The 24,097-nt window shown below is 39.0% G+C and carries 13 protein-coding genes; 8 read left to right on the plus strand and 5 right to left on the minus strand.

What is annotated here, in order from left to right; all coding sequences use genetic code 11:
- The first annotated feature begins 45 nt into the window (after positions 1–45).
- Positions 46–1,587, plus strand: a complete 1,542-nt coding sequence (locus BM207_RS00555; protein ID WP_090991610.1) for a glycoside hydrolase family 10-like protein — start codon at positions 46–48, stop codon at positions 1,585–1,587.
- Between the two features lie 92 nt (positions 1,588–1,679).
- Here BM207_RS00555 and BM207_RS00560 read toward each other — a convergent pair whose 3' ends face one another.
- The 4 genes from BM207_RS00560 to nagB form a co-directional block, all read right to left on the minus strand.
- On the minus strand, positions 1,680–4,529 hold the full coding sequence (locus BM207_RS00560) for a M16 family metallopeptidase (protein ID WP_090991611.1): 2,850 nt from the start codon (positions 4,527–4,529) through the stop codon (positions 1,680–1,682).
- A gap of 62 nt (positions 4,530–4,591) precedes the next feature.
- A complete protein-coding gene (locus BM207_RS00565) occupies positions 4,592–5,743 on the minus strand; it encodes an acyltransferase family protein (RefSeq protein WP_090991612.1) in 1,152 nt (383 codons plus the stop codon).
- 116 nt (positions 5,744–5,859) lie between these two features.
- Positions 5,860–6,366: a transposase gene (locus BM207_RS00570; RefSeq protein WP_090991613.1), complete on the minus strand. Its 507-nt coding sequence runs from the start codon at positions 6,364–6,366 to the stop codon at positions 5,860–5,862.
- A 241-nt stretch (positions 6,367–6,607) separates the two neighbouring features.
- The gene (gene nagB, locus BM207_RS00575; RefSeq protein ID WP_090991614.1) at positions 6,608–8,527 is read right to left on the minus strand and encodes a glucosamine-6-phosphate deaminase; all 1,920 of its coding nucleotides are present in this window, start codon (positions 8,525–8,527) and stop codon (positions 6,608–6,610) included.
- Positions 8,528–8,719: 192 nt separating this feature from the next.
- Between nagB and BM207_RS00580 the strand changes: the two genes are divergently transcribed.
- Entirely contained in the window at positions 8,720–9,919 is a 1,200-nt protein-coding gene (locus tag BM207_RS00580; protein WP_090991615.1) for an anhydro-N-acetylmuramic acid kinase, read from the plus strand.
- 259 nt (positions 9,920–10,178) lie between these two features.
- Here BM207_RS00580 and BM207_RS00585 read toward each other — a convergent pair whose 3' ends face one another.
- Positions 10,179–10,925: a DeoR/GlpR family DNA-binding transcription regulator gene (locus BM207_RS00585; protein ID WP_090991616.1), complete on the minus strand. Its 747-nt coding sequence runs from the start codon at positions 10,923–10,925 to the stop codon at positions 10,179–10,181.
- A 232-nt stretch (positions 10,926–11,157) separates the two neighbouring features.
- Here BM207_RS00585 and BM207_RS00590 point away from each other — a divergent pair, with 232 nt between their 5' ends.
- From BM207_RS00590 to BM207_RS00615, 6 genes are all read left to right on the plus strand, one after another.
- Positions 11,158–14,583, plus strand: a complete 3,426-nt coding sequence (locus tag BM207_RS00590) for a SusC/RagA family TonB-linked outer membrane protein (RefSeq protein ID WP_090991617.1) — start codon at positions 11,158–11,160, stop codon at positions 14,581–14,583.
- A gap of 12 nt (positions 14,584–14,595) precedes the next feature.
- Entirely contained in the window at positions 14,596–16,437 is a 1,842-nt protein-coding gene (locus BM207_RS00595; RefSeq protein WP_090991618.1) for a RagB/SusD family nutrient uptake outer membrane protein, read from the plus strand.
- 99 nt (positions 16,438–16,536) lie between these two features.
- Positions 16,537–16,752, plus strand: coding sequence for a hypothetical protein (locus BM207_RS00600; RefSeq protein WP_090991619.1), 216 nt, complete (start codon positions 16,537–16,539; stop codon positions 16,750–16,752).
- A 332-nt stretch (positions 16,753–17,084) separates the two neighbouring features.
- Complete coding sequence (locus BM207_RS18995) at positions 17,085–18,920, plus strand: hypothetical protein (protein ID WP_143095896.1); 1,836 nt, start codon at positions 17,085–17,087, stop codon at positions 18,918–18,920.
- Between the two features lie 189 nt (positions 18,921–19,109).
- Positions 19,110–20,786, plus strand: a complete 1,677-nt coding sequence (locus BM207_RS00610; RefSeq protein ID WP_090991620.1) for a S41 family peptidase — start codon at positions 19,110–19,112, stop codon at positions 20,784–20,786.
- Positions 20,787–20,991: 205 nt separating this feature from the next.
- Positions 20,992–24,096, plus strand: a complete 3,105-nt coding sequence (locus tag BM207_RS00615; RefSeq protein WP_090991621.1) for a SusC/RagA family TonB-linked outer membrane protein — start codon at positions 20,992–20,994, stop codon at positions 24,094–24,096.
- Position 24,097 lies beyond the last annotated feature (1 nt).

A 24,097-nucleotide genomic window follows, 5' to 3' on the forward strand; every position in this document is an offset into this window, starting at 1 on the left:
ACAATTGTACGTTTACCAAACACCTTTAAGCTCGTCCATAAAATAATGACCAAAAGTATCTTATTCACTATTTTAATTTCGTTTGCAGTTTCCACTCTTACTTTTTCGCAAAATAAAGAAACGTTGCCCCCAAAACGTGAATTTAGGGGAGTTTGGGTCGCAACAGTCGCTAATATCGACTGGCCTTCAAGACAAGGTCTATCCGTAGATCAACAAAAGCAGGAATTAATTGGAATTTTAGAACAGCATAAACAAACCGGATTAAATGCCGTCATGCTGCAGATTAGGCCTACTGCTGATGCATTTTATGCGAAGTCCAGAGAACCTTGGAGCCACTGGTTAATGGGGACACAAGGCTTAGCTCCGGCACCAGGGTATGATCCCCTAGAATTTGCCATTAAGGAAGCACATTTTAGAGGCATGGAGCTACATGCCTGGTTTAATCCCTATAGAGCAACGATGAGTGCACGGGCGGTTACTAGCCCAGAACATATCACCAAAAAAAGACCTGACCTCTTTTACACTTATGGAGGTCAAAAACTGTTCGACCCAGGCTTGCCTGAAGTAAGAGCCTACATTGTGCAGGTTATTTTAGATGTAGTTAAGGGATATGATATAGATGGTGTGCATTTCGACGATTATTTCTATCCTTATAGAATAGCCGGACAAAAAATTACTGATCAAGCTACGTTCGAGAAATATCCTAATGGATTTACGAAAATTGATGATTGGAGAAGAAATAATGTAGATCTTTTAATTAAAATGGTTAATGATAGTGTTCATCACTATAAAAAATATGTCAAATTTGGGGTGAGCCCCTTTGGCATTTGGAAAAACTACCGGGAGGATACGTTGGGCTCGAAAACCAATGGCTTGTCTAACTACCACGAATTATATGCAGATTCGAGAAAATGGATCAAGGAAGGCTGGGTAGATTATATCAACCCACAGATTTATTTTACTTTTAGCAGAGCGGTTGCACCTTTTGGTGTGCTGTTGGATTGGTGGGGCAACAATACTTTTGGGAGGCATCTGTATATCGGGCAAGCTGCTTACTTAATTCATAGTCCTTATGCAAAAGGCGAGGCGGCCTGGGGAGTTTATAGTGAGATCCCGAATCAAATTAGACGTATAAGAGATAACGGTAGGGCGCAAGGGAGCATCTTTTTTAGCTCAAAATCTTTATCGACAGTGGGCAAAAGCCTAACAGATTCATTGCGAAAGGATTTTTATAAGCATCCGGCATTGCCGCCTTTGATGCCCTGGTTGGACGACATAGCACCTAATGAACCTCAAGGTTTTACTGCTGAAGCGCAAAGTGACGGAATTCATTTAAAATGGCTTAAACCGCTTAAGGCCGAAGACGGAGAAACTGCGAATGGTTACGTAATTTACCGTTTCGAGGAAGGTGAAAAACCGAGTGTCGTTAATCCTAAAAACATCATTAGAATATCTTTTGAAGATTATCCCTTTTATTTGGATACCTCGGTAGAAAAAGGAAAAAGATATACTTATATCGTGACCGCGCTTGATCGCTTGAAGAATGAAAGTGAAGCGAGTATCCCGATCGGCATTATGGCAAAATAGTATATCGACTTCGTAAGTCGGCCTGCAAAACCCCGACTTCGTAAGTCGGCACTTTCAGGGCCGACTTACGAAGTCGGTTTATTTTAAAGAAACTATTTTTCTGGAACTAATACTAACCGGATATAATTTTCGCCATTTAGGTATTGCTGTGCAGCTTTTTTGCTGCTTGCTACCGTGACATTATTCAATCTATCTTTTTTACTCAAGATCATATTGATATCATCATCGTATTTTAAACGGGTACTTAAATAACTCAACCAAAAACTATTGTTACGTAAACTTAGTTCTTCCTGTCTCTGTTCTTCTGATTTGAATTTTGCAATATCCTCTGCCGTCGCCCCATTTAGTTTAAACGAGTTAACTTCATCCAGTGCTGCATTGATTAATTTATCAACGTTCGCTTTTGCGCAGTTAAATGAAATAGTAAAATAGTAATGGCCAACTGGATACTTTTGAACACTTAAGCCCACGCCAGGGCTGTAAACACCACTTTCTTTTTCACGCAGGCGTTCTAAAATTTTAATTTCCAGAGCACTTTTCAATGCATCTAGTTGGATGTTATTTTCGGCATTGTAAGTAAAATCCCCATGGAAAAACAACTGTACAGTAGCTTTGTCTTCGATTCCTTTATATACAGTTTTGCTCACTTTTCCTTTGGGTGGATAAACGCCATTATCTACAAAATTTTCATTTCTGTTTAGCGAAGGTAGGCTTGCAAGATAAGTAGTGACAAAGGGCTTAATTTTTTCTATGTCAAAATTCCCAACAAAAACAAATGTCTGTCCACTTGCATCGGCAAAACGATCTTTATAAAATGCAAACGCTTTATCTAAATTGATTTTGTCAAGATCGCTCAAGGTAGTTGGCATTGCACGTTTGTGGTAGTTTGATAAAACCGCTTGAACGGTATCACTATACACACTGCTAGGATTTGCATCTTTATTAGCAAGCATCGCCCTCATATCAGTAATGGTCTTGTTAAAGATCTCAGCATCTTTACGAGGATTGGTAGCATAGGCATAAATCAACTGGAAGGCAGTCTCTAAATCTTTAGGTGCAGTGCTTCCAGAAAATCCCTGATAATCATTACTAATATAAGATCCAGCGCTTGCCGTGTTACCAGCTAAGTATTTATTAAGCTGGGTGGGGTTAAAGTCGCCCACTCCACTTTGTGCAATCAAACTTGCATTGTCGGCCGATAAAAAGTCATCATTACCCGCTAATGAAGATCCTCCCTTTGCAAATGAGGTGAAAATAATCTGGTCGTTCTTGAAATCTGTAGGCTTTAAAACAACTTTAACACCATTACTTAAGCTAAGTGTAGTAATTCCTATTTTATCATTTTTAACTTCACCGACAATTTTTCCTGCTGTAGGCACTGTGGCAACGAGTGGTTTGTTAACGCTATTGTCTACGTAAGCTACCACATCTCTACCAGCATTTTGGATGGCATTCAGTAATTCGTTTGTAGTGGGTAGGTTAGCTTTCTCTTTCTCCGGAGCCTGTACCACAACTACCTGGTTGTTTTTGGTGATATAGGTTTTTGCTACTGCATTAACTTCTGCAAGACTGATGTTTGCTAGATCTCTCTTAGTCAACTCGTATGAATACTCGATTGAAGGCATACTGGTGCCTTCCAGGAAGTTATTTAGATATCTTTGTACGAAAGAAGCAGAGGAAGTTTTATCTTTTTCTTTAAATCTTTTTTCGTTGCCGGCGGTAACATTCTTTTTCGCTGCCTCTAGTTCAGACGCCACAAAGCCATATTTGTTCATGCGCTCGGCTTCTGCGACGGCTGCAGTGATGGCCTTTTTTAACCCAGTGCCATCTTTAGAAACGGCAGCGATTGTGAAGGCATCATATCCCCAAACTAGGCCGTTTTGATAGGGTCCATAAGTTCCTTGTGCAAACAAGAACGGTGCATCTGCCTTTTGGGTAAGCTCTTGTATACGGGCAGCAAACATGCTATTGATCATATTATTGATTAAGCTCCTTCTAAAATCGGCAGTTGTTTTTACAGGAGTACTTTTCTGACGGTAGATAACTTGTGCAACATTATAAGGTTGTTCTGCATCGGTCACAATTTTAACCATGGGTTGCGCATTGTCGGGCATGGTATAATAAACCCGCGGTTTCGGTGATTTCGGATTAGTTAACCCCGAAAAATTTTCAATGATTAACTTTTCCACTTCCGCCACCTCAAAATCGCCAACAGCAATGATTGCTTGAAGATTTGGACGGTACCAGTCCGTATAAAACGACCGAATCTTATCATGGGTAAAGCTGTTTAATATCTCCACTTTTCCGATTGGAATTCTTTCTGCATATCTGGAATTTGCTAATAAGAGCGGCAATAATTGATTGCTCATTCTTTGTTGGGCATTTTTCCCCCGTTGGCGATCTTCTTCAACAATAATACCTCTCTCTGCGTCAATATCGGCAGCATTCATACTTATTTTTCCCGCCCAATTGGCCAATATTTTGAAACCGGTTTTAAAAACCGCTGCACTATCGGTTGGAATAGGTAATTGAAAAACCGTTTGATTAAAACCCGTGTAAGCGTTTAGATCTGCGCCAAAACGTACACCAGCCTTTTGTAAATAGTTAACAATTTCATTCTTTGGGAAATCTTTGGTGCCATTGAATGCCATATGCTCAGTAAAATGGGCTAAACCCTGTTGCGCCTCGTCTTCCATTAATGACCCCACTCTGGTAGCTAAATATAATTCAGCTCTATTTTTAGGCTCTATATTTTTTTTGATGTAGTATACTAAACCATTTGGCAACTTTCCAATTTTTACACTTGGATCTAAGGGAATTAGATTGCCTGTATTTACAGTTTTTGCGGGGGTGTTTCTGGAAGGAGTAGCCTTCTGCTGTCCGAATATAGGTTGTGAAAATAGAATTGTCGCCAATCCCAAGGTTAAGAGATGTTGTTTCATAAATAATCGATTTTCTAATAAGTTAGATGCTCTAAAAGTAAATTTGTTTCAAAAGTATTGCATTAAACCTTAATGATAATATTTTTCTTATACATTATCCAAAGAATTATGTAAAAGAAAAGGATTACAAAAATAGCATAGGCTAAAGATGCGTTGATTGGAGAGAAATATGGGGTAAAATAGGTTTGGTTAAACCAGGTTAATGCCCCCACTTTGCCGCCGTCTTCTGTGCTTATTTTGATCATATTTAGTAGCCGTGGCATTAATCCGGATACAAAAAAAACGGTAATTGCGTTTACGCCATAAACTACAAAGGGTTTAGTGAAGCGGCTATAATGGTTTACATCAATGATCCAATAAGATAGGGCTAAAATCATAGTGGCTAATCCGCCCGTATAGAGCACATAAGAACTTGTCCATAAAGCCTTGTTAATGGGGAATTGTAGATCCCAAAGCAAGCCAAGTAATACTGCGGCTACACCGGTAGAGAATAACCATGCGATTTTTGCGCCGACTTCTACATCTTTTCTTCTAAGGTAAACGCCAACCAAAACGCCGAATAATCCAGTAGCGACAGCAGGAAGTGTACTTAATATTCCTTCTGGATCCCAAGTTTTTGCCGATTTCCAAAGATGTGCTTCAGTTAAGAGTGTTCTGTCAAGCCATGCGCCTAAATTGGTTTCTTTTTCGAGGTTGGCATAACCCACACCTGGAACAGGTATAAACGTCATTAGCAGCCAATAGCCAAATAAAATGAGGATGATTGTTTTGAAGATGTTTTTTGTGGACAATTTCAGAAATAACACTGCAGAAATAAAAAATACAACGCCTATTCGCTGTAAAACACCAGGGATACGAACGTGTTGCAGTGAATCGATGAAATCGAAACCCCTGAAATTTCTTGGGAAGAAAGCGAGAATTAAACCTAATCCGAATAAAATCAGCGCTCTTTTCAACGCCTTTAGGATAGTCTTAGTATGTGTCGATTCGTCTTCCTTTTTGCTGCCCATCGCATAAGCAATTGATACGCCAACAATAAACAAGAAGAACGGGAAAACTAAATCTGTTGGTGTGCAGCCGTTCCATTCTGCATGTTCAAGCGGGGCATAAATGTGGGCCCAACTTCCGGGGTTGTTAACTAAAATCATTGCAGCAACGGTAAAGCCGCGAAAAAAATCCAGTGATAGGAGGCGTTGTGGTTTAGATAAGCTCATTCATGCGTTATTTGATAGAGCAATTTATAAAAAAAATCCGACTTCGTAAGTCGCCGTTGAATTCCCGACTTCGTAAGTCGACCTATTTAGGGTCGACTTACGAAGTCGGGGTGAGTTTAGAATTGATGGTTAATTATAAATTGCTCTAGGTTTCCGAACCAATTTATAACCTCTTCTTTATTAAGTTGAGAAGGTTCGTCAGTTAAATATTCTTGGTAAGATGAGTATTTGTAATCTTCTAATTTTGTTACCAAAGGTAAAGACAATGGGTTTTGGTGAATATAGGTAATAACCCTGGTGAAATAACTGTCTGAGGTGATTCGGCTAACTTTGTATCTTCCTTGAAATAAGCTGCCAACCCTTTCATACTTGAAATTTATATGTTTAACATAAGATATGAAGAAGTTTTTTATGCCTTTTTCAAACCCCGCCTTATCTTTAATCCTCAGAAAAAAATGGAAGTGATTTGACATTAAGCAATAGGCGTAAACCTCAATAAATGGTTTTACATATTTAATAAAATGGTCTAGAAAATGGATATAATCATTTTCCTGGAAGAATATTAATTCTTTATTGTTTCCCCGATTATAGACGTGATAATAGCTGCTTTCTTCGATTTTCATTTTTAAATCTAAGAACTTGCATAATTAATTATAGCCGCAAACTTGGTGCGTTCGGAGGGATCAATCAGTTTTTCTAGCTCTGTTAGTAGATAGAGGTAGTTTATCAATTTCAAATCTCATTTTTAAAGATTTGAAATGTGGAAAAGTTTTTAAAATTTTGGCAATTTTAGCTTTTCGACTTCGTAAGTCGGCCTATTTAGGGCCGACTTACGAAGTCGGGAAAAGTCGGCCGGGAAAGTCGCTAAAACTTATATCTAACAAAAGCTTCCATAGCTTCGTAATCGGCCATGCCTAAATCATCATAAGATTTTGCGGTTTCTCTATTTCTGTCCTCTGCCCGTTGCCAAAACTCTCTCGCGTCATCACCCGGAAAAACAGCTCTGTCTTTTTGCGACTGGTGTTTGAAAATAGCAAATTTCTTGCGTTCAACTTCTTGTGGACTAAGCGGAACAGCCATTTCAATTTCGTGCGTTTCGAATTCCAACCACGCACCTCTATATAGCCATAACCAACAATCATTCACCCAACTTTCGGTTTTTTGCAAACGTTTTATAGCTTCAAGAATAATATTAAAACAAACAATATGCGTTCCGTGAGGATCTTCAAAATCTCCTGCAGCAAAGATTTGGTGCGGTTTAATTTTTTGTAACAACTCCATTGTCTGCAGCACATCTTCCTCCGTAACAGGATTTTTCTGATTTTTCCCGCTCTCGTAAAAAGGCAGGGCCATAAAATGAATTTGATCATCAGTTAAACCACAATAACGTGCACCAGCAATTGCTTCCCCCTTGCGAACTAAACCTTTAACAGTTTGGATCTCCGGAGTATCAACTTGGTTGGGGTGTTTCTGCTCCATAAATTGACGCATATCGTCGTAAATGCGCTTCATTTCTGATTGCTCCAAGCCCATTTTTTCAGCAAAATCTATGTTAAATTCTACGAATCTTAGTGCGTCATCATCCCAAACAGCAGTATTGCCCGAAGTTTGGTAGGCTACATGCACGTCATGTCCCTGGTCTACCAAACGGATAAAAGTACCACCCATCGAGATTACGTCATCATCTGGATGTGGCGAAAAGATTACCACTCTTTTTTTAGCAGGATTTGCCCTTTCCGGCCTTTGCGTATCGTCGGCATTGGGTTTACCACCCGGCCAGCCGGTAATCGTATGTTGTAATTTATTAAATATGTGAATGTTGATATTGTAAACAGGACCTTTTTCTAACGCTAATTGCGCCATTCCATTATTATTGAAATCGTCTTCCGTTAATTTCAAAATTGGTTTACCTAACTTATTAGCCAGCCAAATAACCGCTTTTCGAGTTAATTTTTCTGTCCAAATACAGTCCTTAACCAACCATGGCGTATCAAAGCGGGTTAATAAGGAAGCTGCATCTTCATCTAAAATGAACTCAACGTTGTCCGACAATTGCAAATACGTAGCAGGTACTTCGCTCGACATTTCTCCTTCGACGGCTTTTTTAATGATTGGTGCTTTCTTTTGGTTCCATGCCATTAACACAATCTCCCGAGCCTTGAAAATAGTCCCAATACCCATGGTAATCGCCTTTGTTGGTACGTTTGACTTGCCTCCAAAATCCCTCGCCGCATCTCTTCTGGTCAGGTCATCTAAGGTAACTAATCTCGTTCCGGAGTTCGGCGCGGAGCCTGGCTCATTAAAACCGATGTGACCAGTACGCCCAATTCCAAGAATTTGCATATCTAATCCACCAACCTCCTCGATCTTTTTTTCATAAGCCAAGCAAAATGCAGGAATATCTTCTAGCTTCAGTGTACCATCGGGAATATGAATATTTTCAGCAGGAATGTCTATATGATCGAACAAATGCTCTTTCATAAAATATACGTAACTCTGCGCCGCAGTAGGCCCCATAGGGAAATACTCGTCGAGGTTAAACGTAACTACATTTTTAAAACTTAATCCTTCTTCTTTATGCAGGCGAACTAGCTCTGCATAAACAGCAATTGGAGTTGCGCCAGTCGCTAAACCTAAAACTGCATGCTGGTTGTTTAACTGTCTGTCTTGAATAATTTTTGCGATGCGATGAGCAACGCTGATAGATGCTTCCTTTGGATTTTTAAAAACACTCACAGGAAGTTTTTCGAACCTCGTCTCCTCTAAAAGGTTTAATCTTGCCATTTTTTTATATTTATGGGGTAAACGGAGCAGTAAATATAGGCAGTTATGTATAAAATATGGCACATGAAGCTAATTTATTGCAAGTATTTTTTAAAAATAGCGACAATTGCCTTAATCAAACGTTTGATATATTAGTTGATATTCCCGCCAAAATTTTTCCCTATATTTGATGTTGTCTTAAAGATCTCATCTGTGAATCCAAATATTTCCAAGCTTTATCATATCGCACAAAAATCTGAGCGAAAAATTATTGGGCTTATGTCGGGCACGTCTCTTGATGGACTCGATATCGCACTTTGTCTATGCAGTGGTTCCGGTACAGACACCCGTGTAGCCGTAGCGAAATTTGTCACAATGCCTTATGATTCGGACTTTAGAGCTGATATAAAAAGTGTTTTTGCTAAGAAAGATGCAGATTTGGAGAAGGTTTGTCTATTAAACGAAGTAGTGGCAATTAATCACGCAGCACTCATTCTAAAAGCCTTGAAAGAATGGAATATTGCTGTAGATGAAATAGACCTGATTGCTAGCCATGGGCAAACGATCTTTCACGCTCCCAAAATTCTACATGGTAAAGCGAGTTACCCAAATGGTACCTTGCAAATAGGAGATGGAGATCACTTAGCCGTCCATACGGGAATCATTACCATTGCCGATTTCAGGCAAAAGCATATAGCTGCCGGAGGCGAAGGTGCTCCACTTGCTGTATATGGTGATTATTTGGTGTTTGCTAAACAGGGCGAAAATAGAATTATGTTGAATATTGGTGGAATCGCCAATTTCACCTTTTTACCTGCCGATAAAGATGCGAGCAAAGTGTTTTCAACAGATGTTGGGCCGGGTAATACCTTGATGGATCAATTTATACAAGCCAATTACCCAGATTTATATTTTGATCAGGACGCAGCGCTAGCGTGCAAAGGAAATTTAAATCCTGCGCTGTTACATGCCTTGCTGGAAAATGAATTTTTTGAAAAGAATTTCCCAAAAACCACTGGTCCCGAGCTTTTTAATCTAGCCTATTTGCAGCGAGCACAATTACAAAGTAATACTGTTAACCTAACTAAAGAAGATGTCCTGGCTACACTTTGTTATTTTACAGCATCATCCATTGTCAAGGCTATAAATACTACTCTTCCCGAGATTGGTCAGCTTCATATTTATATGAGTGGAGGGGGGATGCATAATCCATTGTTAGTAAAATTGCTTAAAAATAGCTTAACTAATAGTATATTTGGTACTACTGCCGACCTTGCTATTAACCCCGACGCAAAAGAAGCAGTCCTATTTGCTTTATTAGCAAATGAAACGATTGCAGGATCACCCATTCACTTTGGTGATCGAGAAGGAGTTCCTTCGGTTTGCATGGGCAAGATTTGTCTGCCGAGTTAAATTTCAGTTTTCTTTATTCTTATTCGAGTTTGGTTCGCCTTTGGTTCGTTCTTCGTTCGAGACTGCTTTGAGATAAATCTAAATAAAGTGAAAACTGAATCTATGTTAAGTCCAGCTTTTAATGGCAAAAGTTGGACTTATATTGGACTCATACTGGACTCATATTGGACTCATCTCGAAAAAAACACGAAGCAATCCCGAAGCAGAGGCGAAGCTTCTCTTATTGTTGCAGACACATATGTCGCCTCTAAAGGTTAAATTATAAGATCTGTAATCCCTTAGCTTGATAGGGCTTTAAGCTTTCATCATTAGGTTCCAATTCGGTGATTAGATAACTAATTTGCCCTAAGGCAGCAACTTTCAGTCGCAAGGTAATATTTAACTTCTCAGAAATGCACAATACCGCTGTTTTTTTAGATGAACTCAGCATTGTTTTCTTTAATTGATTTATTTCCCAATCCGTATCGGTTAAGCCGTCTGTGGGGTGTACCGCGCTTACACCCATTAAGCACAAATCAACATTAATTTCTGAAAGCTGATTAATTACCTGGCCTCCATAAGTTATTTGAGAATTCTTGGAGAACAGACCGCCAATTAAAATGACCTCAATTTTCGGGTACTTGGCAAGTTCCACCGCTACCAGTGGACTAATCGTAAAGAATGTTGCCTGCAAATTTTCCGGTAATTGCTTCACCATTTCTATAATGGTGGTACCACCCCCTGTTAGAATGAACATTCCGTCCTTAATTAAGGATAGGGCTTTTTTGGCAATGCCAATCTTGGCATCCTTTGCATATACCGTACTATCATCAAAACTAGAATGATAAGATTTAGACAAAGCGCCGCCATGTACTTTATATAATAGGTTGTCGTCAGATAGTTCTTGCAAGTCCCTTCTGATGGTATCTTCAGAAACATTGAGCAACTGGACAAGGTCGGATGTTAGCACCCTGTTATGCAAGTTGATTTGTCTCATTACGAAATCATGTCTTTCTTTTTTAAGCATCTTTTATAGCTGTTTGGAATACTAATATAGTCAAATAAAATTATAATGCGGGTATTTGCAGGTTTTTGCGATAATAATTTTTCTTCCTGAGTCAAAATAGTTAAGTAATTTCTTTTTTAACTGAAAAACATTTATGATATTTACTTGGCTTTTGATAATTTGCGTATTAGTGCGTGTTTTTTCAGGGGTATAAAATCAAAAAACAAAACAAATTTTAACCAAATTGGCGTTTATGAAAAAAAAACTACTCATGCTGTTTTTGGGCACGTTTTTGTTGGCTATTCAAGTGATGGCTCAGCAAATAACTGTTACTGGAAAGGTAACTTCAGCAGATGACGGGCAGCCTATTCCGGGTGCTTCCGTAAAAATTAAAGGTACTAATACGGCTGTGCAGACGGTTACTAATGGTACTTACTCCGTACAAACTAAAGCAGGGGATGTGCTTCAGTTTTCTTATTTAGGTTTCACTACGGTAGAGCGTACCGTTGGAACCGCAGGTACGATCAATGTTTCTTTAAGCGCTTCGGCCACTGGTTTAGATCAAGTGGTTGTGGTAGGTTATGGAACTCAGAAAAAAGCAAATTTAACAGGTGCGGTAGCAAGTATCAATGTTGATCAGGCATTGGGAAGTAGGCCAATTGCCGATGTAGGTAGAGGTTTACAGGGTGCTGCGGCTGGTTTAACCGTAGTTATTCCAAGTGGAGAGGTTGGTTCTGATCCTATTATTAAAATTAGGGGTCAGATTGGCTCTTTCAATGGTGGCTCATCTCCCTTAATCTTGTTAGATAATGTTGAGATTCCAAGTATCCAGTTAGTTAACCCTAGCGATATTGAGGAGATAACTTTATTAAAGGATGCGGCAGCTGCTTCAATTTACGGTGCAAAAGCTGCGTTTGGGGTAGTATTGATTACTACCAAAAAAGGTTCGAAAACCGATAAGCCACAGGTTAATTATACGAATAACTTCTCCTTCCAAGATCCGTCTAAAAAGTTTGAAATGGCGGGTGTAAATGCACTTAAATATACGGTTGATGCCGCAGAGCGGATAGGTATAACTACCAGACAAGGAGCATTTTATTATGTAGATCGTGAATCTTACGAGAAATCTGTTGCTTGGCAAGAAAAATATGGCAACACGATCGGACCCGATGATCCAACTGTATTTGGTAGAGATTGGTATGTGCAAGGAACCAGTGCGAAAATGGGTGTAAGAACTTACGATCCCTATTCATTGATGGTTAAAGAATGGGCGCCAACTAGCCAACATAATTTATCCATTGGCGGAAGCTCTGGCAAAACTAATTATAATATTGGCTTAGGTTTGTTAGACCAAAGTGGAATGATGAAAGCAGCTAAAGTTGATAATTTTAGTCGTTATAATGCTTCGATGCGCTTATCAAGCGAAATCAATAAGTATCTCACGGTTCGTGCAGGTGCTTTATTTTCACGACGTAATAAGGAATATCCTTATGTAACGAGCTCAACTACGGCAGATCCATGGTTGTATCTTTACCGTTGGGGTCCTTTGTATCCATTGGGTAACGATGAGAACGGTGATCCAATCCGTAGCCCGGCCAGCGAAATTGCTGCTGCCAATACAGCTAACATTCTTACAAACTATTTGAATGTTAACTTGGGTTCTACCGTAAATATTATGAATAACTGGAAGGTAGATTTTGACTATACCTTCTCTAATGAAGAAGAAAACTGGAGACGTCCAGGAACAAGGTATACTGCCAGAAATTCATGGGCTGCGCCTCAAGCGAGACTTGATGCAAGTGGCAATAGAGTGTATGTAAATTCAGAAGGCCAGGTAGTCTCGAGCACTACAGCTGGTGCTATGCCAGCCTTTGATCTTTCTTTAGACGAGTATACCGCTGCGGGTAGTAACCCCGATCACTTCTACAGAAGAGCTGGAAACTCTTATCGCCATACGATCAATACTTTTACGACTTATAGTTTAAGATTGGCAGAAAATCATGATTTTAAATTTATAGCAGGTATAAACCGGGTAGCTGAAACCTATGAAGATAATTGGAGTCAAATCACGAATTTAACAGATATCTCCAATCCTCAATTTGATTTTGGTATTGGAACGGTTACGGCAAGTGCCAATAAAAGTTGGCAATCGCAACTCGGCTACTTTGGAAGGGTTAACTACGCCTTTAAAAATAAATACCTGTTAGAGGGAAATATCCGTTATGATGGATCTTCTAAATTCCCTGAGCATTTATGGTGGAGATGGTTTCCTTCGTTCTCTGCAGGATGGGTAGCAAGTGAAGAACCTTTTATGCAATGGACTAAGCCTGTATTGAGCATGTTGAAATTCAGAGGTTCTTGGGGTTCAATCGGAGATCAATCTGTGAATAATGATTTATATTTACGTGTGATGGGTAGCGGGCAAGCCAGTTGGATCGGGTCAAACGGGCGCGTGAACTTTGTAGGCTCACCGAGAGCAGTTTCTGGAGACATTGCTTGGCAAGATATTGTAACCACTAACTTTGGTATTGATGCTGGATTTTTAAATAACCGTTTAACGATAACAGGAGAACTCTATCAAAGAAATACAGACAACATGATTGTTCCGGCAGAAGGGATTCCGCTTACCTTAGGAATAGGTGCTCCACAGAGCAATTATGGCTCTATTCAAACGAGGGGATGGGAATTAGCAGTAGCTTTCAATAACAAATTTAGCAACGGCTTAGGGCTTAATATCAGGGCTAACTTGAGCGATTCTAAATCAAAACTAACAGCTTATGGTTCGACTCAAAGTATCGCGACAGAAAACAGTAGATATGTAGGTACAACTATTGGTGAAATCTGGGGATACCGTACTGATCGACTTTATCAGATGGATGATTTTGAACTAGATGGAAATGGAAAACCTCAGCTGATTTTCTTAAGTGCAGCGGAAAGTGCACTTCATGGTGGTAAGCAGGCATTCAAATTGAAAAGTCAAAATGGTGCAAAACCAGTTTATCAACCTTTTCTACAAAACTCATCAAACTTTAGATTTGGTCCTGGGGATGTTAAATTCAAGGACTTAAATGGAGACGGAGAGATTAGTCCTGGAAACAGGTTGTTGAATGACCATGGTGATTTAGAGAAAATCGGAAACTCTACACCTCGCTATGAATATGGTTTTAGATTGGGTGCTGACTACAAGGGTTTTGATTTAAGTGGATTTTTCCAAGGCGTAGGTAGCCGTAAGATTGTAGGTAATGGATTTTTGGTAGTGCCAGGATGGCACGCTGGTGATGGCGCTATGCCTGCAGCGATTGCCGACGACTATTGGACCCTTGATAATACCGATGCTTTTTACCCTGCAGCTTATAATAATGGAGGTTCAACAGGGGTTAACAATACTCAGATCCAAGACCGTTATTTGTTGAATATGGCATATTTGAGACTTAAGAATGTAACATTGGGTTACACAATTCCTAAGATGTTGTTACAGAAAGTACATGTAAACTCTTTAAGAGTGTATGTGTCATTAGAGAATTTCAAAACCTGGGATAATTTAAATGGTTTGCCAGTAGATCCTGAAGCGATTAGCGGATATTCTATGTGGAATACTACTAATTATAACTCTGGCCGTACAGGCGAGGGCGTGCCGACTTTCAAAAGCGTTTCATTTGGAGTTCAGTTAAATTTTTAAAAAGATAAAAAGATGAAATATTTTAAATATATATATAGTCTGGCGGTAGTATCACTGCTATTCGCTTCCTGTAAAGAGGAAGTATTAGACAGGTCACCTTTAACCGAGTATATAGACGAGGAATTTTGGAGAAATGAGAATGACCTCCGTTTATATGGGAATAGTTTCTACACAAATTATTTTGTGGGTTATAACTCCTCATTTACAGCGGACTATACGCCGGTACGAGGTTACACCTTTTCTGATGATCTAACTAGTAAAAATACGCAGGCAGCGTTTGAGAGTAGTGTGCCAACCTCGAGGGGTTCAGCCTCTGAGGCCGCAGCTTGGATGTCAAGTTATGCTGGGCCAACTTGGAATTTTGCATGGGTTAGAAAATCCAATATTTTTATTGACCGCGTGGAAACCGTAGCAAAGCCTAATATTTCCCAAGACGCTTATAAGCATTGGTCGGCCGTTGGCAGGTTTTTTAGAGGTTTTGAATACAGCCGTTTAGTAAGGGTATTTGGCGACGTGCCTTATTTTGATCATGAACTTTTAGATAATGAGAAAGCTGAATTGTTCAAAGATCGCGACAATCGTGGTTTAGTGATGGATAAGGTGTACGATGATTTCAAATATGTATTAACCAATATGCGTGAAAGTGATGGAACGAATAACTTAAACAGGTATATCGCTGCTGGATTTATTTCGAGATTTATGCTATTTGAAGGAACATACCAACATTACCATGGCTTGGATGCTGCCAGAGCTAAGAAATATCTAGAACTCGCAGTTGAGGCTGGAGATTTGGTGATGAATAGTGGAAAATATAATTTTTCTCGTGATTTTAAATCTTTATTTACGTCTGAGAGCTTGGTAGGACATCCTGAAGTATTAATGTATCGTGTATACGACGCTGCTTTAACTGTAACACATTCTATCGCTTCTTATTCAAATGGAACGGAAACAGTTGGCGTTGATCCGAATTTAGCATTGGTTAAATCATTCATCGTTAATGACGGTAAAGTTTGGCAAAATTCTGGAGTTGCGAATGCGACTTCATTTTCGATTGCAAATTTAGCTAAGACTCGTGACCCTCGTTTTGAGGCGTCATTTATGGACGTACCTACAGATGCATCAGCTACTTTATTATATGGTTATAAGTTTGCGCCGAGAGAGGCGCTAACCTTTATTGGTAAAACCTATCCACCGGCCTGGGGAAGTAACACCAACACTAGTGATGCGCCGATTATGCGCTTAGCAGAAGTTGTACTGAACTGGATCGAAGCCAAGGCTGTATTAGCACAGTATATGGGTGGCGCGGCTGTGTCGCAGGCCGACTTAGATAAATCGGTTAATGCTATTCGCAACAGGCCATTAGAAGCTGCAGCTATTGCAAAGGGTGTGATGAAAACCGCACCATTAATGTTGGGCTCGCTTCCTAATGATCCAGCGCGTGATGCAGATGTTCCGGCATTGATTTGGGAGATTCGTCGCGAAAGACGCATGGAGTTTGTGTTCGAATATAGCCGTTTATTAGATCTTAAGCGGTGGAAGAAACTAAACTACATGGATTTTAGCACGAATACCGATGCATTGTTAGGGCCTTGGGTTGATGTGAAGAATGAAATTCCAATATTTTTAACTGCTGCGAATGCGAATGCCAAAAACATTAAAGTTAAAAAGCTAGATGGTACAGTTGTTACTTACAATGGAACCAATGCTGATGCAATGGTTGGTTTTTGGGTCGTTATCAATGGTAATAACAGAAATGTATTTACCGATAGATCTTACCTGTCACCTATTGGTCAGACACAAATTGTAGACTATCAGGAAAAAGGTTATAAACTTACCCAGACTACTGGTTGGTAAGATAAGATTACTGAGTATATAATGGGCTGTAGCATCTTTTAATGCTACAGCCTTTTTTTTACCTAAAAATGCTTACTTTTGTGAACAATTAATTACACCATGGCAAATTTCACCCTTACTCCAGACGCTTGGGAGAGAGTTAAGATTAAGTTTTTAAGAAAATATCGTGATTTAGCGCAGGTAGAACTTTCTTTTGTTCCCGGCCAGGAAGATCAATTGGTGCAACAACTCATGGCCTTGGTAAAAAGAGATCAGGCCTATATTGAGTTTACAATTCGTAAAGCCTTGGCTGATCCAGCGGGTAATCGTTTATAGCGGTTATACCGGCATATTATTTTATAACCTATAATATATAGTTTAGCAATAACTAGCTAATGTTTAGTATTACAGGCAGATAAAAAATAAAAAAAATAAAAAAAATTGGTAATATTAAAACTAAAGCTGATATTTGTCTCCGGATACAAATGTTTTGTGGTATCGAACAATCATCTGTAGACAATAATTTAAAAAAGATTAATTTTTTTTTAAAACTATTGTTTTAAGTGTATATTCGTACCGTGAACTATTTTGGTTCAACAGGGAATGCTGAAAACTGTACTAAGAGTAAGCAAGAAAAAAAGAAAATAAATTTTATTAACTCTAAGATTATGAGAAAAGTTTTATTAACTGTAATGATGGTGAGCTCTCTTCTAGCGTTTAACGCTTGTAAGAAAGACGGTGCTACAGGCCCACAAGGTCCTGCTGGCCCAACGGGTGCTACAGGTCCACAAGGTCCTGCTGGTGCTGTAGGTGCTACTGGTGCTCAAGGCGCTGCTGGTGCTGCTGGTACTCCAGGTTCGAAAATTTTATCTACTACAGGTGCTCCAACGGCTGCAACTGGTGCTGATGGTGATTATGCATTCGATCCAACTTCAAAAATGCTTTATGGTCCTAAGGCTGCTGGTGCATGGCCTGCTGGTGTTTCATTAGTTGGTGCTACAGGTGCTACAGGTGCTACAGGTGCTACTGGTGCTACTGGTGCTACAGGTGCTACTGGTGCGGCTGGTGTAAACGGTACTAAGTTTTTAGCTGGAAACGGTGCTCCAACTACTACTTATCCTTCAAATGCAGTAGAAGGTGACTTCTATTTTGACAAAGACAACTCTACTTTCTACGGTCCTAAATTGGCTGATGGAACTTGGGGAACTAACGTAATGCCATTAGGTATGGCTTATGCTGCTAGAACCTATACTATTACTAGAGGTTTTGAGGCTGTAACTCAGACTTCTAAAACTTTTGGTCAAGTTGCTAAAGTAACTTACAAAAACTTTGATATCATCACTACATATGAGATCAATGCTGACGATGCTATTCGTATCGCTAACTATCCAGGATGGTCAGATAACAGAGAGATGATTTTCGAAACTGTTAATGGTTCTGGTGTATTTGATGCTGTACCTACAAGTGCTGCTAGTTTTGGTGTTGCTCCATTTGTTGTAGGTCGTAGATTTATGTATACTGGTAATACTGCAAACCCAACAACAACATTTAACTTAACTGCTGTTGATATCGCTAGATTAACTTCTAACGCTGGTGCTGCTTTTGGTTACTTAACTTATGCTAAAGCTACTACTGGTGATTCAAATCCAGCTAATTCTTACACTCCTGCAAACCAGAATGAATTAATAACTGGTAAAACGTTAAATTTTGCTCGTGTGAAAGATGTAAATGTTGCCGCTGAGACTTCAGGTGCAAACTACAATGCTACTTACACTGCTCAAACTAAATTTGACTTAAATGCATTAGTTCCTAACTACGAGAAATACAAGCAAGATGGTAAAGTATTTGTAAAATACAAGTATTACACTGCAAACAACGCTGGTAACTCACCAATCGTTCACGCTGGTGCTAACGCTGGTTGGGTAGATTTAACTACTTATGCTAACTCTTATGTAACTGGTGCGGGTGGTTATACAACTGCTGGTGTTACTGATGTTAATCCGTTCTCTTTAACTCCTCCAGCTGGTGGTGTTATGGGTTCTGCTTACTTAGGTGCTGCTGCAGTAACTGTTGCTCCAAACCAAGTTGCTACTCCGGTAGTTTTAGCTTCTACTGCTAACTTAAATGGTAATGTAGTAATGAACTGGACAATCGCTTCAGGTACTAACTTAGCTGGTGCTCCAACTTCAACTGCATTCGGTCCAATGACTTATTCAGGTACAGTTATCAATGTTCCGACTGGTGCTAGACCAGCTGCTGTTAACCGTGGTTTTGAAACTGCATTCTATTCAGTTCCTCAATTAACTTCTAACGTAGCTATCACTGGTACAGGTAATGTTGATATCATTGCTAGAACTGGTGGTCAAGCAGCTACTTACTTCGAATCTACTAAATTAGTTCAAGTACAAGTATTTGCTATCCCTGGTGATGTAATTAAAGCTTTGAAAGCTAAAGGTGTTAATGTTGATAACGTTAACGAAGTTAGCCAACACGTTAAATTATAATTATTAATCTTCAGAGTTAAATTATATATAATTTAATATAAGCAGCCCCTCAGACGAGGGGCTGCTTTTTTATTTTATAAGAATTTTTTTGCGACTTAGGGAGCTTACATAAGTTATGTCTGTTAACTTCGTAAGTATGATTTTTAAAAGTTTTTGTACATTTACTTTATTCGTAAATTCAATAGTAAGATGAAGTTTAGAGCTTTAATAATTTGTGGGGTAGCATTTCTGGCATTGGTTGGTTTTTCTTTCAAAGAGGATCTCTTCCTGGTTTCTAAGAACATGGACATTTTCGCTTCTCTCTATAAAGAAATCAATATAAATTATGTAGAGGATACAGATCCGGCAACTTTGATGCGTTCGGGAATCGATTCAATGTTAGAAGGATTAGACCCTTATACAGAATATGTTCCTGAATCGGAGATTGAAGCCTATAAACTTAAATATGTAAGCACCCAATATGGAGGAATTGGAGCAGGGACAGTTTCGATCGATAAGAAGTTATATGTAAATGAGGTATTGGAAGGAAATCCTGCACATAAACAAGATATAAGACCCGGCGATCTGATTGTGAGTATTAATGATGTGGCCACATTTGGAAAGGATAGAAATCAGATAAGTTTATTATTGCGCGGTCCAAAGGGGTCTCCAGTTAAATTGAAACTGGAAAGAGCAGGGCAAACACTGGATAAAGTGGTTATCAGGGAAGAAATCAAACAGGGAAACGTAAGTTATAGTGGCATGTTGGACAGCCAAATTGGGTATATTAAATTGGATAAGTTTTTAGAGAACTCTGGTCAGGAAGTTAAAGATGCGCTGCTAGCGATTAATAAACAGCAACCAAAGGGACTTATTTTAGATCTGAGAAATAACGGAGGTGGAATATTGCAGGAGGCGGTTAAGATTGTCAACTTGTTTGTTCCCGAGAATTTATTGATAGTGGTGCAAAAGGGCAGAAATCCTGCTAAAACAGTGAGGTATGAGTCAGTAACGAAGCCTATTGCATTGAATCTTCCATTAGTGGTGCTAATTAATGGATCTTCAGCTTCAGCTTCGGAGATTGTGGCCGGAGCGTTACAGGACTTAGACCGGGCGGCCATTGTAGGTCAGCGCAGTTATGGAAAAGGTTTAGTTCAACAGGCGTTTAATCTCCCTTACAATAGCTTGGTAAAAATTACGGTTGCGAAATATTATACGCCCTCTGGCCGATGTATCCAAGCATTAGATTATGGTCATAAAGATCAAAATGGAGTTGCTGAAAAATATGCCGATTCGGGGATGAAGGCTTTTTCAACAAAAGGAGGGCGTACCGTTTATAATGGGAATGGCGTATATCCGGATGTCGTCGTTGCTCCCTCAACTTATAGTGCTTTAACTCAAACCCTAAGTTCCAATAATTTATTTTTTGAATTTGCCAATCAATATAAGCAATCTCATAAAGAGATCGGGGAGGTAAAATCGTTTCGTTTAAATGATTCGGATTATCAGTCGTTTCTTGCATCCCTCAAGGGCAAAGATTACAGCTACACTTCAAGCTCGGAAAAGTTACTATCAAAGTTTACTGCTGAAGCTGAAAGAGAAAATAGATTGTCGGATATCAAAGCTGATTTGGAGGCTATCAGGGAGAAAATGGAATCAGCTAAAAAAAGTGAGCTTGCTGCCCATAAGCAGGAAATAAAACAAATGCTGGAAACCCAGATTGTTAGTCGATATTATTTTGAGAAGGGACGAATTGAACAGGCGTTCCAGTATGACAAGGAAGTTAGCAGTGCAGTTAAGATTTTTACAGCTAATGCTCAGCTTACCAATATCTTAAAAGGCGATGGTGCTCACAAAACTATCGGAACACCGAAAAAGACGGACTAAGCTATTTTCTCTTGAGTCAATAGGCTACCGCATTTTTAACTTGGTAGAGCTGGAAGTGTTAAAAAATGTTAAAACATAAGTAACTAATAATCAATTCTTTAATAATTTCAGCTTGATTATTATTTTGTTTATTAGATACTTTTCTCCATATTTATATATTAAAGAATAAATAACTAACTAATAACTAACCTAAATTTATTAATTTATGAAAAAACTTGTACTAAGTTTATTCATGTTGTGTGCTATTACGGTTACTGCGTTTGCTCAAGAACGCATGGTAACTGGAACAGTAGTTGCAAGTGAAGACGGATTGCCAATCCCAGGCGCATCTGTAAAAGTAAAAGAAGCTCCAGCCATTAGTGTGGCAACAGGAGTTGATGGTAAGTTTTCATTAAGAGCTCCATCAAGTGGAAAAACTTTAGTGATTTCTTATTTGGGCTATACTACTTTAGAGGTAGCTATTCCAGCAAGTAACAATCTGGGTACTGTACAATTAGCTACAGACTCAAAAAGCTTGAACGAAGTTGTTGTAACAGCGGGTGGTGTAAGCATCCAACGTCGTGAGCAGGGTAACCAGGCTACTACGGTAAAAGCAAAAGAATTAACCCAAGGTAAAGCATTTAACGTTGCTAGTGCACTTTCTGGTAAAGTTGCTGGTTTACAGATCAATGCGGTGAGTTCTGGTGTTAATCCTCAGGTACGTTTGGTATTACGTGGTAATCGTTCATTGTTGGGTAATAACCAGGCATTGGTTGTTGTGGATAACGTAATCGTTCCATCTAACATTTTAGGAAACCTAAACCCAGAAGATATTGAAGATATTCAAGTATTGAATGGTGCTGGTGCGGCTGCATTGTATGGTTCTGATGCATCTAACGGTGCGTTAATCATTACCACTAAAACCGGTAAAAATGGTGTAACTGCTATTAAAGTTGGTCATACTACTGCTTTTGAAACGATTTCTTTCTTGCCTAAACTGCAAAAGGAATTTGGTTCAGGTACTGGTCCTGATGATGTTCCAACTTATACTGCTTATGAAAATCAACAATATGGTCCTAGATTTGATGGGTCAATCGTTGAAATTGGTAAGCCTTTAGTTGATGGTTCTATTCAAAAAGTTCCTTATTCTTGGAATGAGTCTGAAGGGAAAAATCAATTTTGGGATACGGGTGTAAGTAACCAAACTGATTTAAGTTTAAGTGCTGGTGATGAAAAAGCTAAATATTACCTTTCTAGTCAGTATTTTGACAATAAAGGTACACTTCCGGGCGATAAATACAATCGTTTCACCATCCGTTTAAATGGTAGCAGAGACCTAGGGAAAGTTAACCTTTCGTTCAATGCTAACTATGTTCAAAACAGAAATGACACAGGTAATGGTGGTACTGCTTTTAACAATGTGTTGATGTCTCCAGGTCAAATCCCTTTGACACGCTACAAAGATTGGAGAAATGATCCATATTCTACTCCAGATGGTTTCTATAATGAGTACTATGATAGTCCTTATTTCACTTTAGGAAATGCTAGAACTTTAACCAGAAATGATTATTTGACAGGTAACGTTCAAATAAAATACTCTCCTATCGAGTCATTGAGTTTATTGTTCCGTACCAGTATTGCAACAAGAAATGTTTCAAATAAATCATGGAGCGATAAATATACTTTCTCTGATTATAGGTTAGGGATTACTTCAAACTTTGCGAACAGACCGGGTAGTGTAAGTGATTTATCTAACTATACTACTCAGTTAAACCCAGAGTTCCAGGCACAGTATATTAAGAAATTAAGCAATGATTTTTCATTGAATGTAATTCTTGGTGCTAGTGCTCGTGATAACATTGCGAAAAACGTGAGTGCAAACTCATCTGTAATGGTAACGCAGGGCTTATATAACGTAAGTAATACAACGGGTAATGTTTTTGGGGCTGAGTCTAATTCACGTCAACGTCAGGTTGGTGTGTATGGTGATGCACGTTTAGGTTTTAAAAACTTTTTATACCTGCATGTTACTGGAAGAAATGACTGGCGTTCTATCCTGTCGAAAGAGAATCAATCATTATTCTATCCGGCAGCTGACGTGGCGTTCATTGCCTCTGATGCGTTATCTTTCTTGAAAGAATCTAAAGCTATTTCAGTATTGAAAATTAGAGGGGGTATTTCTAAAGTAGGTCAGGTTAATATTGACCCTTATGATTTAACTGCAACCTTCGGTCAGCAATTCGGTTATCCATATGCTGGTGTACCAGGATTTGGTGTGGGTAATAGAGTTGTGGCTCCAAACATTAAACCAGAGGTTACCACTCAAGTTGAAGCAGGTTTTGATTTGGAAATGCTAAAATCAAGAGTTAATTTTTCAGTTACTTTATACAAATCAAACACGGTAGACCAAACAGTTGAGGTGAACATTCCAATTACTACAGGTTTCAACCGCTTTTTAACAAATACGGGTGAGGTTCAGAACAAAGGTTTAGAAACTTCATTACGTTTAGTTCCTGTACGTACCGCTTCTGGTTTAGAAGTATCGGTAGGTGGTAACTATACCTATAATAAAAATGAAGTGCTTTCGATCAGCTCTGATCAAGATTTCATCAGTATTGGTACAAGTGTAATCGCTAGAGTAGGTCAGGCCTTCCCAATTTTGGTGGGTACAACTTATAATAAAGATGATCAGGGAAGAATAATTGTAGACCGTATCACTGGTTTACCAAGTGCAACGACATCAAATTCTGATTTAGGTATTACTGAGCCAAGACATCGTTTAGGTTTAGACTTAACGGCTTCATTTAAAGGTTTCCGTTTTGCGACTGTATTTGAATATCGTACTGGAAACGTGATCTTCAGTAGTGTAAGTACTGGTTACGATTTCTCTGGTGCAGGTATAAGAACTACTTACTTTAACAGAGATCGTTTTGTAGTGCCTAATTCATCATATTTAGATCCAGCTACCAACACGTATGTTGCCAATACAAGCATCCAAACTAGAACAGGTGGGGTAGATTTCTGGACAAACGGTCCATCCAACACGGGCGTAACTCAGAATTACACTTATTCTGCAGCATTCTGGAAAATGCGTGAGGCGTCATTGTCTTATCAATTACCTAAATCATTGTTAGGCAATTTAAAATTTGTAAAAGGTGCTGAAATTAGTGTTCAGGGTCGTAACTTATTTCAAATTGTACCTAAAACAAGTATTTATACCGATCCAGAATATAGTAACGCAGGATCAGGCAGTAATGCAGTGGGTGTAACTACATTGGGACAAACTCCTCCGGGAAGATATTATGGTTTAAGTTTATCATTAACCTTGTAAG

Source organism: Pedobacter insulae (assembly GCF_900113525.1).
Taxonomy (GTDB): Bacteria; Bacteroidota; Bacteroidia; order Sphingobacteriales; family Sphingobacteriaceae; genus Pedobacter; species Pedobacter insulae.

What these genes read in the sequence shown, in the direction of transcription:
- BM207_RS00555 (WP_090991610.1), top strand. Translation starts at nt 46, where the DNA reads ATGACCAAAAGTATCTTATTCACTATTTTAATTTCGTTTGCAGTTTCC.
- BM207_RS00560 (WP_090991611.1), bottom strand. Translation starts at nt 4,529, where the DNA reads ATGAAACAACATCTCTTAACCTTGGGATTGGCGACAATTCTATTTTCA.
- BM207_RS00565 (WP_090991612.1), bottom strand. Translation starts at nt 5,743, where the DNA reads ATGAGCTTATCTAAACCACAACGCCTCCTATCACTGGATTTTTTTCGC.
- BM207_RS00570 (WP_090991613.1), bottom strand. Translation starts at nt 6,366, where the DNA reads ATGAAAATCGAAGAAAGCAGCTATTATCACGTCTATAATCGGGGAAAC.
- nagB (WP_090991614.1), bottom strand. Translation starts at nt 8,527, where the DNA reads ATGGCAAGATTAAACCTTTTAGAGGAGACGAGGTTCGAAAAACTTCCT.
- BM207_RS00585 (WP_090991616.1), bottom strand. Translation starts at nt 10,925, where the DNA reads ATGCTTAAAAAAGAAAGACATGATTTCGTAATGAGACAAATCAACTTG.
- BM207_RS00590 (WP_090991617.1), top strand. Translation starts at nt 11,158, where the DNA reads ATGAAAAAAAAACTACTCATGCTGTTTTTGGGCACGTTTTTGTTGGCT.
- BM207_RS00595 (WP_090991618.1), top strand. Translation starts at nt 14,596, where the DNA reads ATGAAATATTTTAAATATATATATAGTCTGGCGGTAGTATCACTGCTA.
- BM207_RS00600 (WP_090991619.1), top strand. Translation starts at nt 16,537, where the DNA reads ATGGCAAATTTCACCCTTACTCCAGACGCTTGGGAGAGAGTTAAGATT.
- BM207_RS18995 (WP_143095896.1), top strand. Translation starts at nt 17,085, where the DNA reads ATGAGAAAAGTTTTATTAACTGTAATGATGGTGAGCTCTCTTCTAGCG.
- BM207_RS00610 (WP_090991620.1), top strand. Translation starts at nt 19,110, where the DNA reads ATGAAGTTTAGAGCTTTAATAATTTGTGGGGTAGCATTTCTGGCATTG.
- BM207_RS00615 (WP_090991621.1), top strand. Translation starts at nt 20,992, where the DNA reads ATGAAAAAACTTGTACTAAGTTTATTCATGTTGTGTGCTATTACGGTT.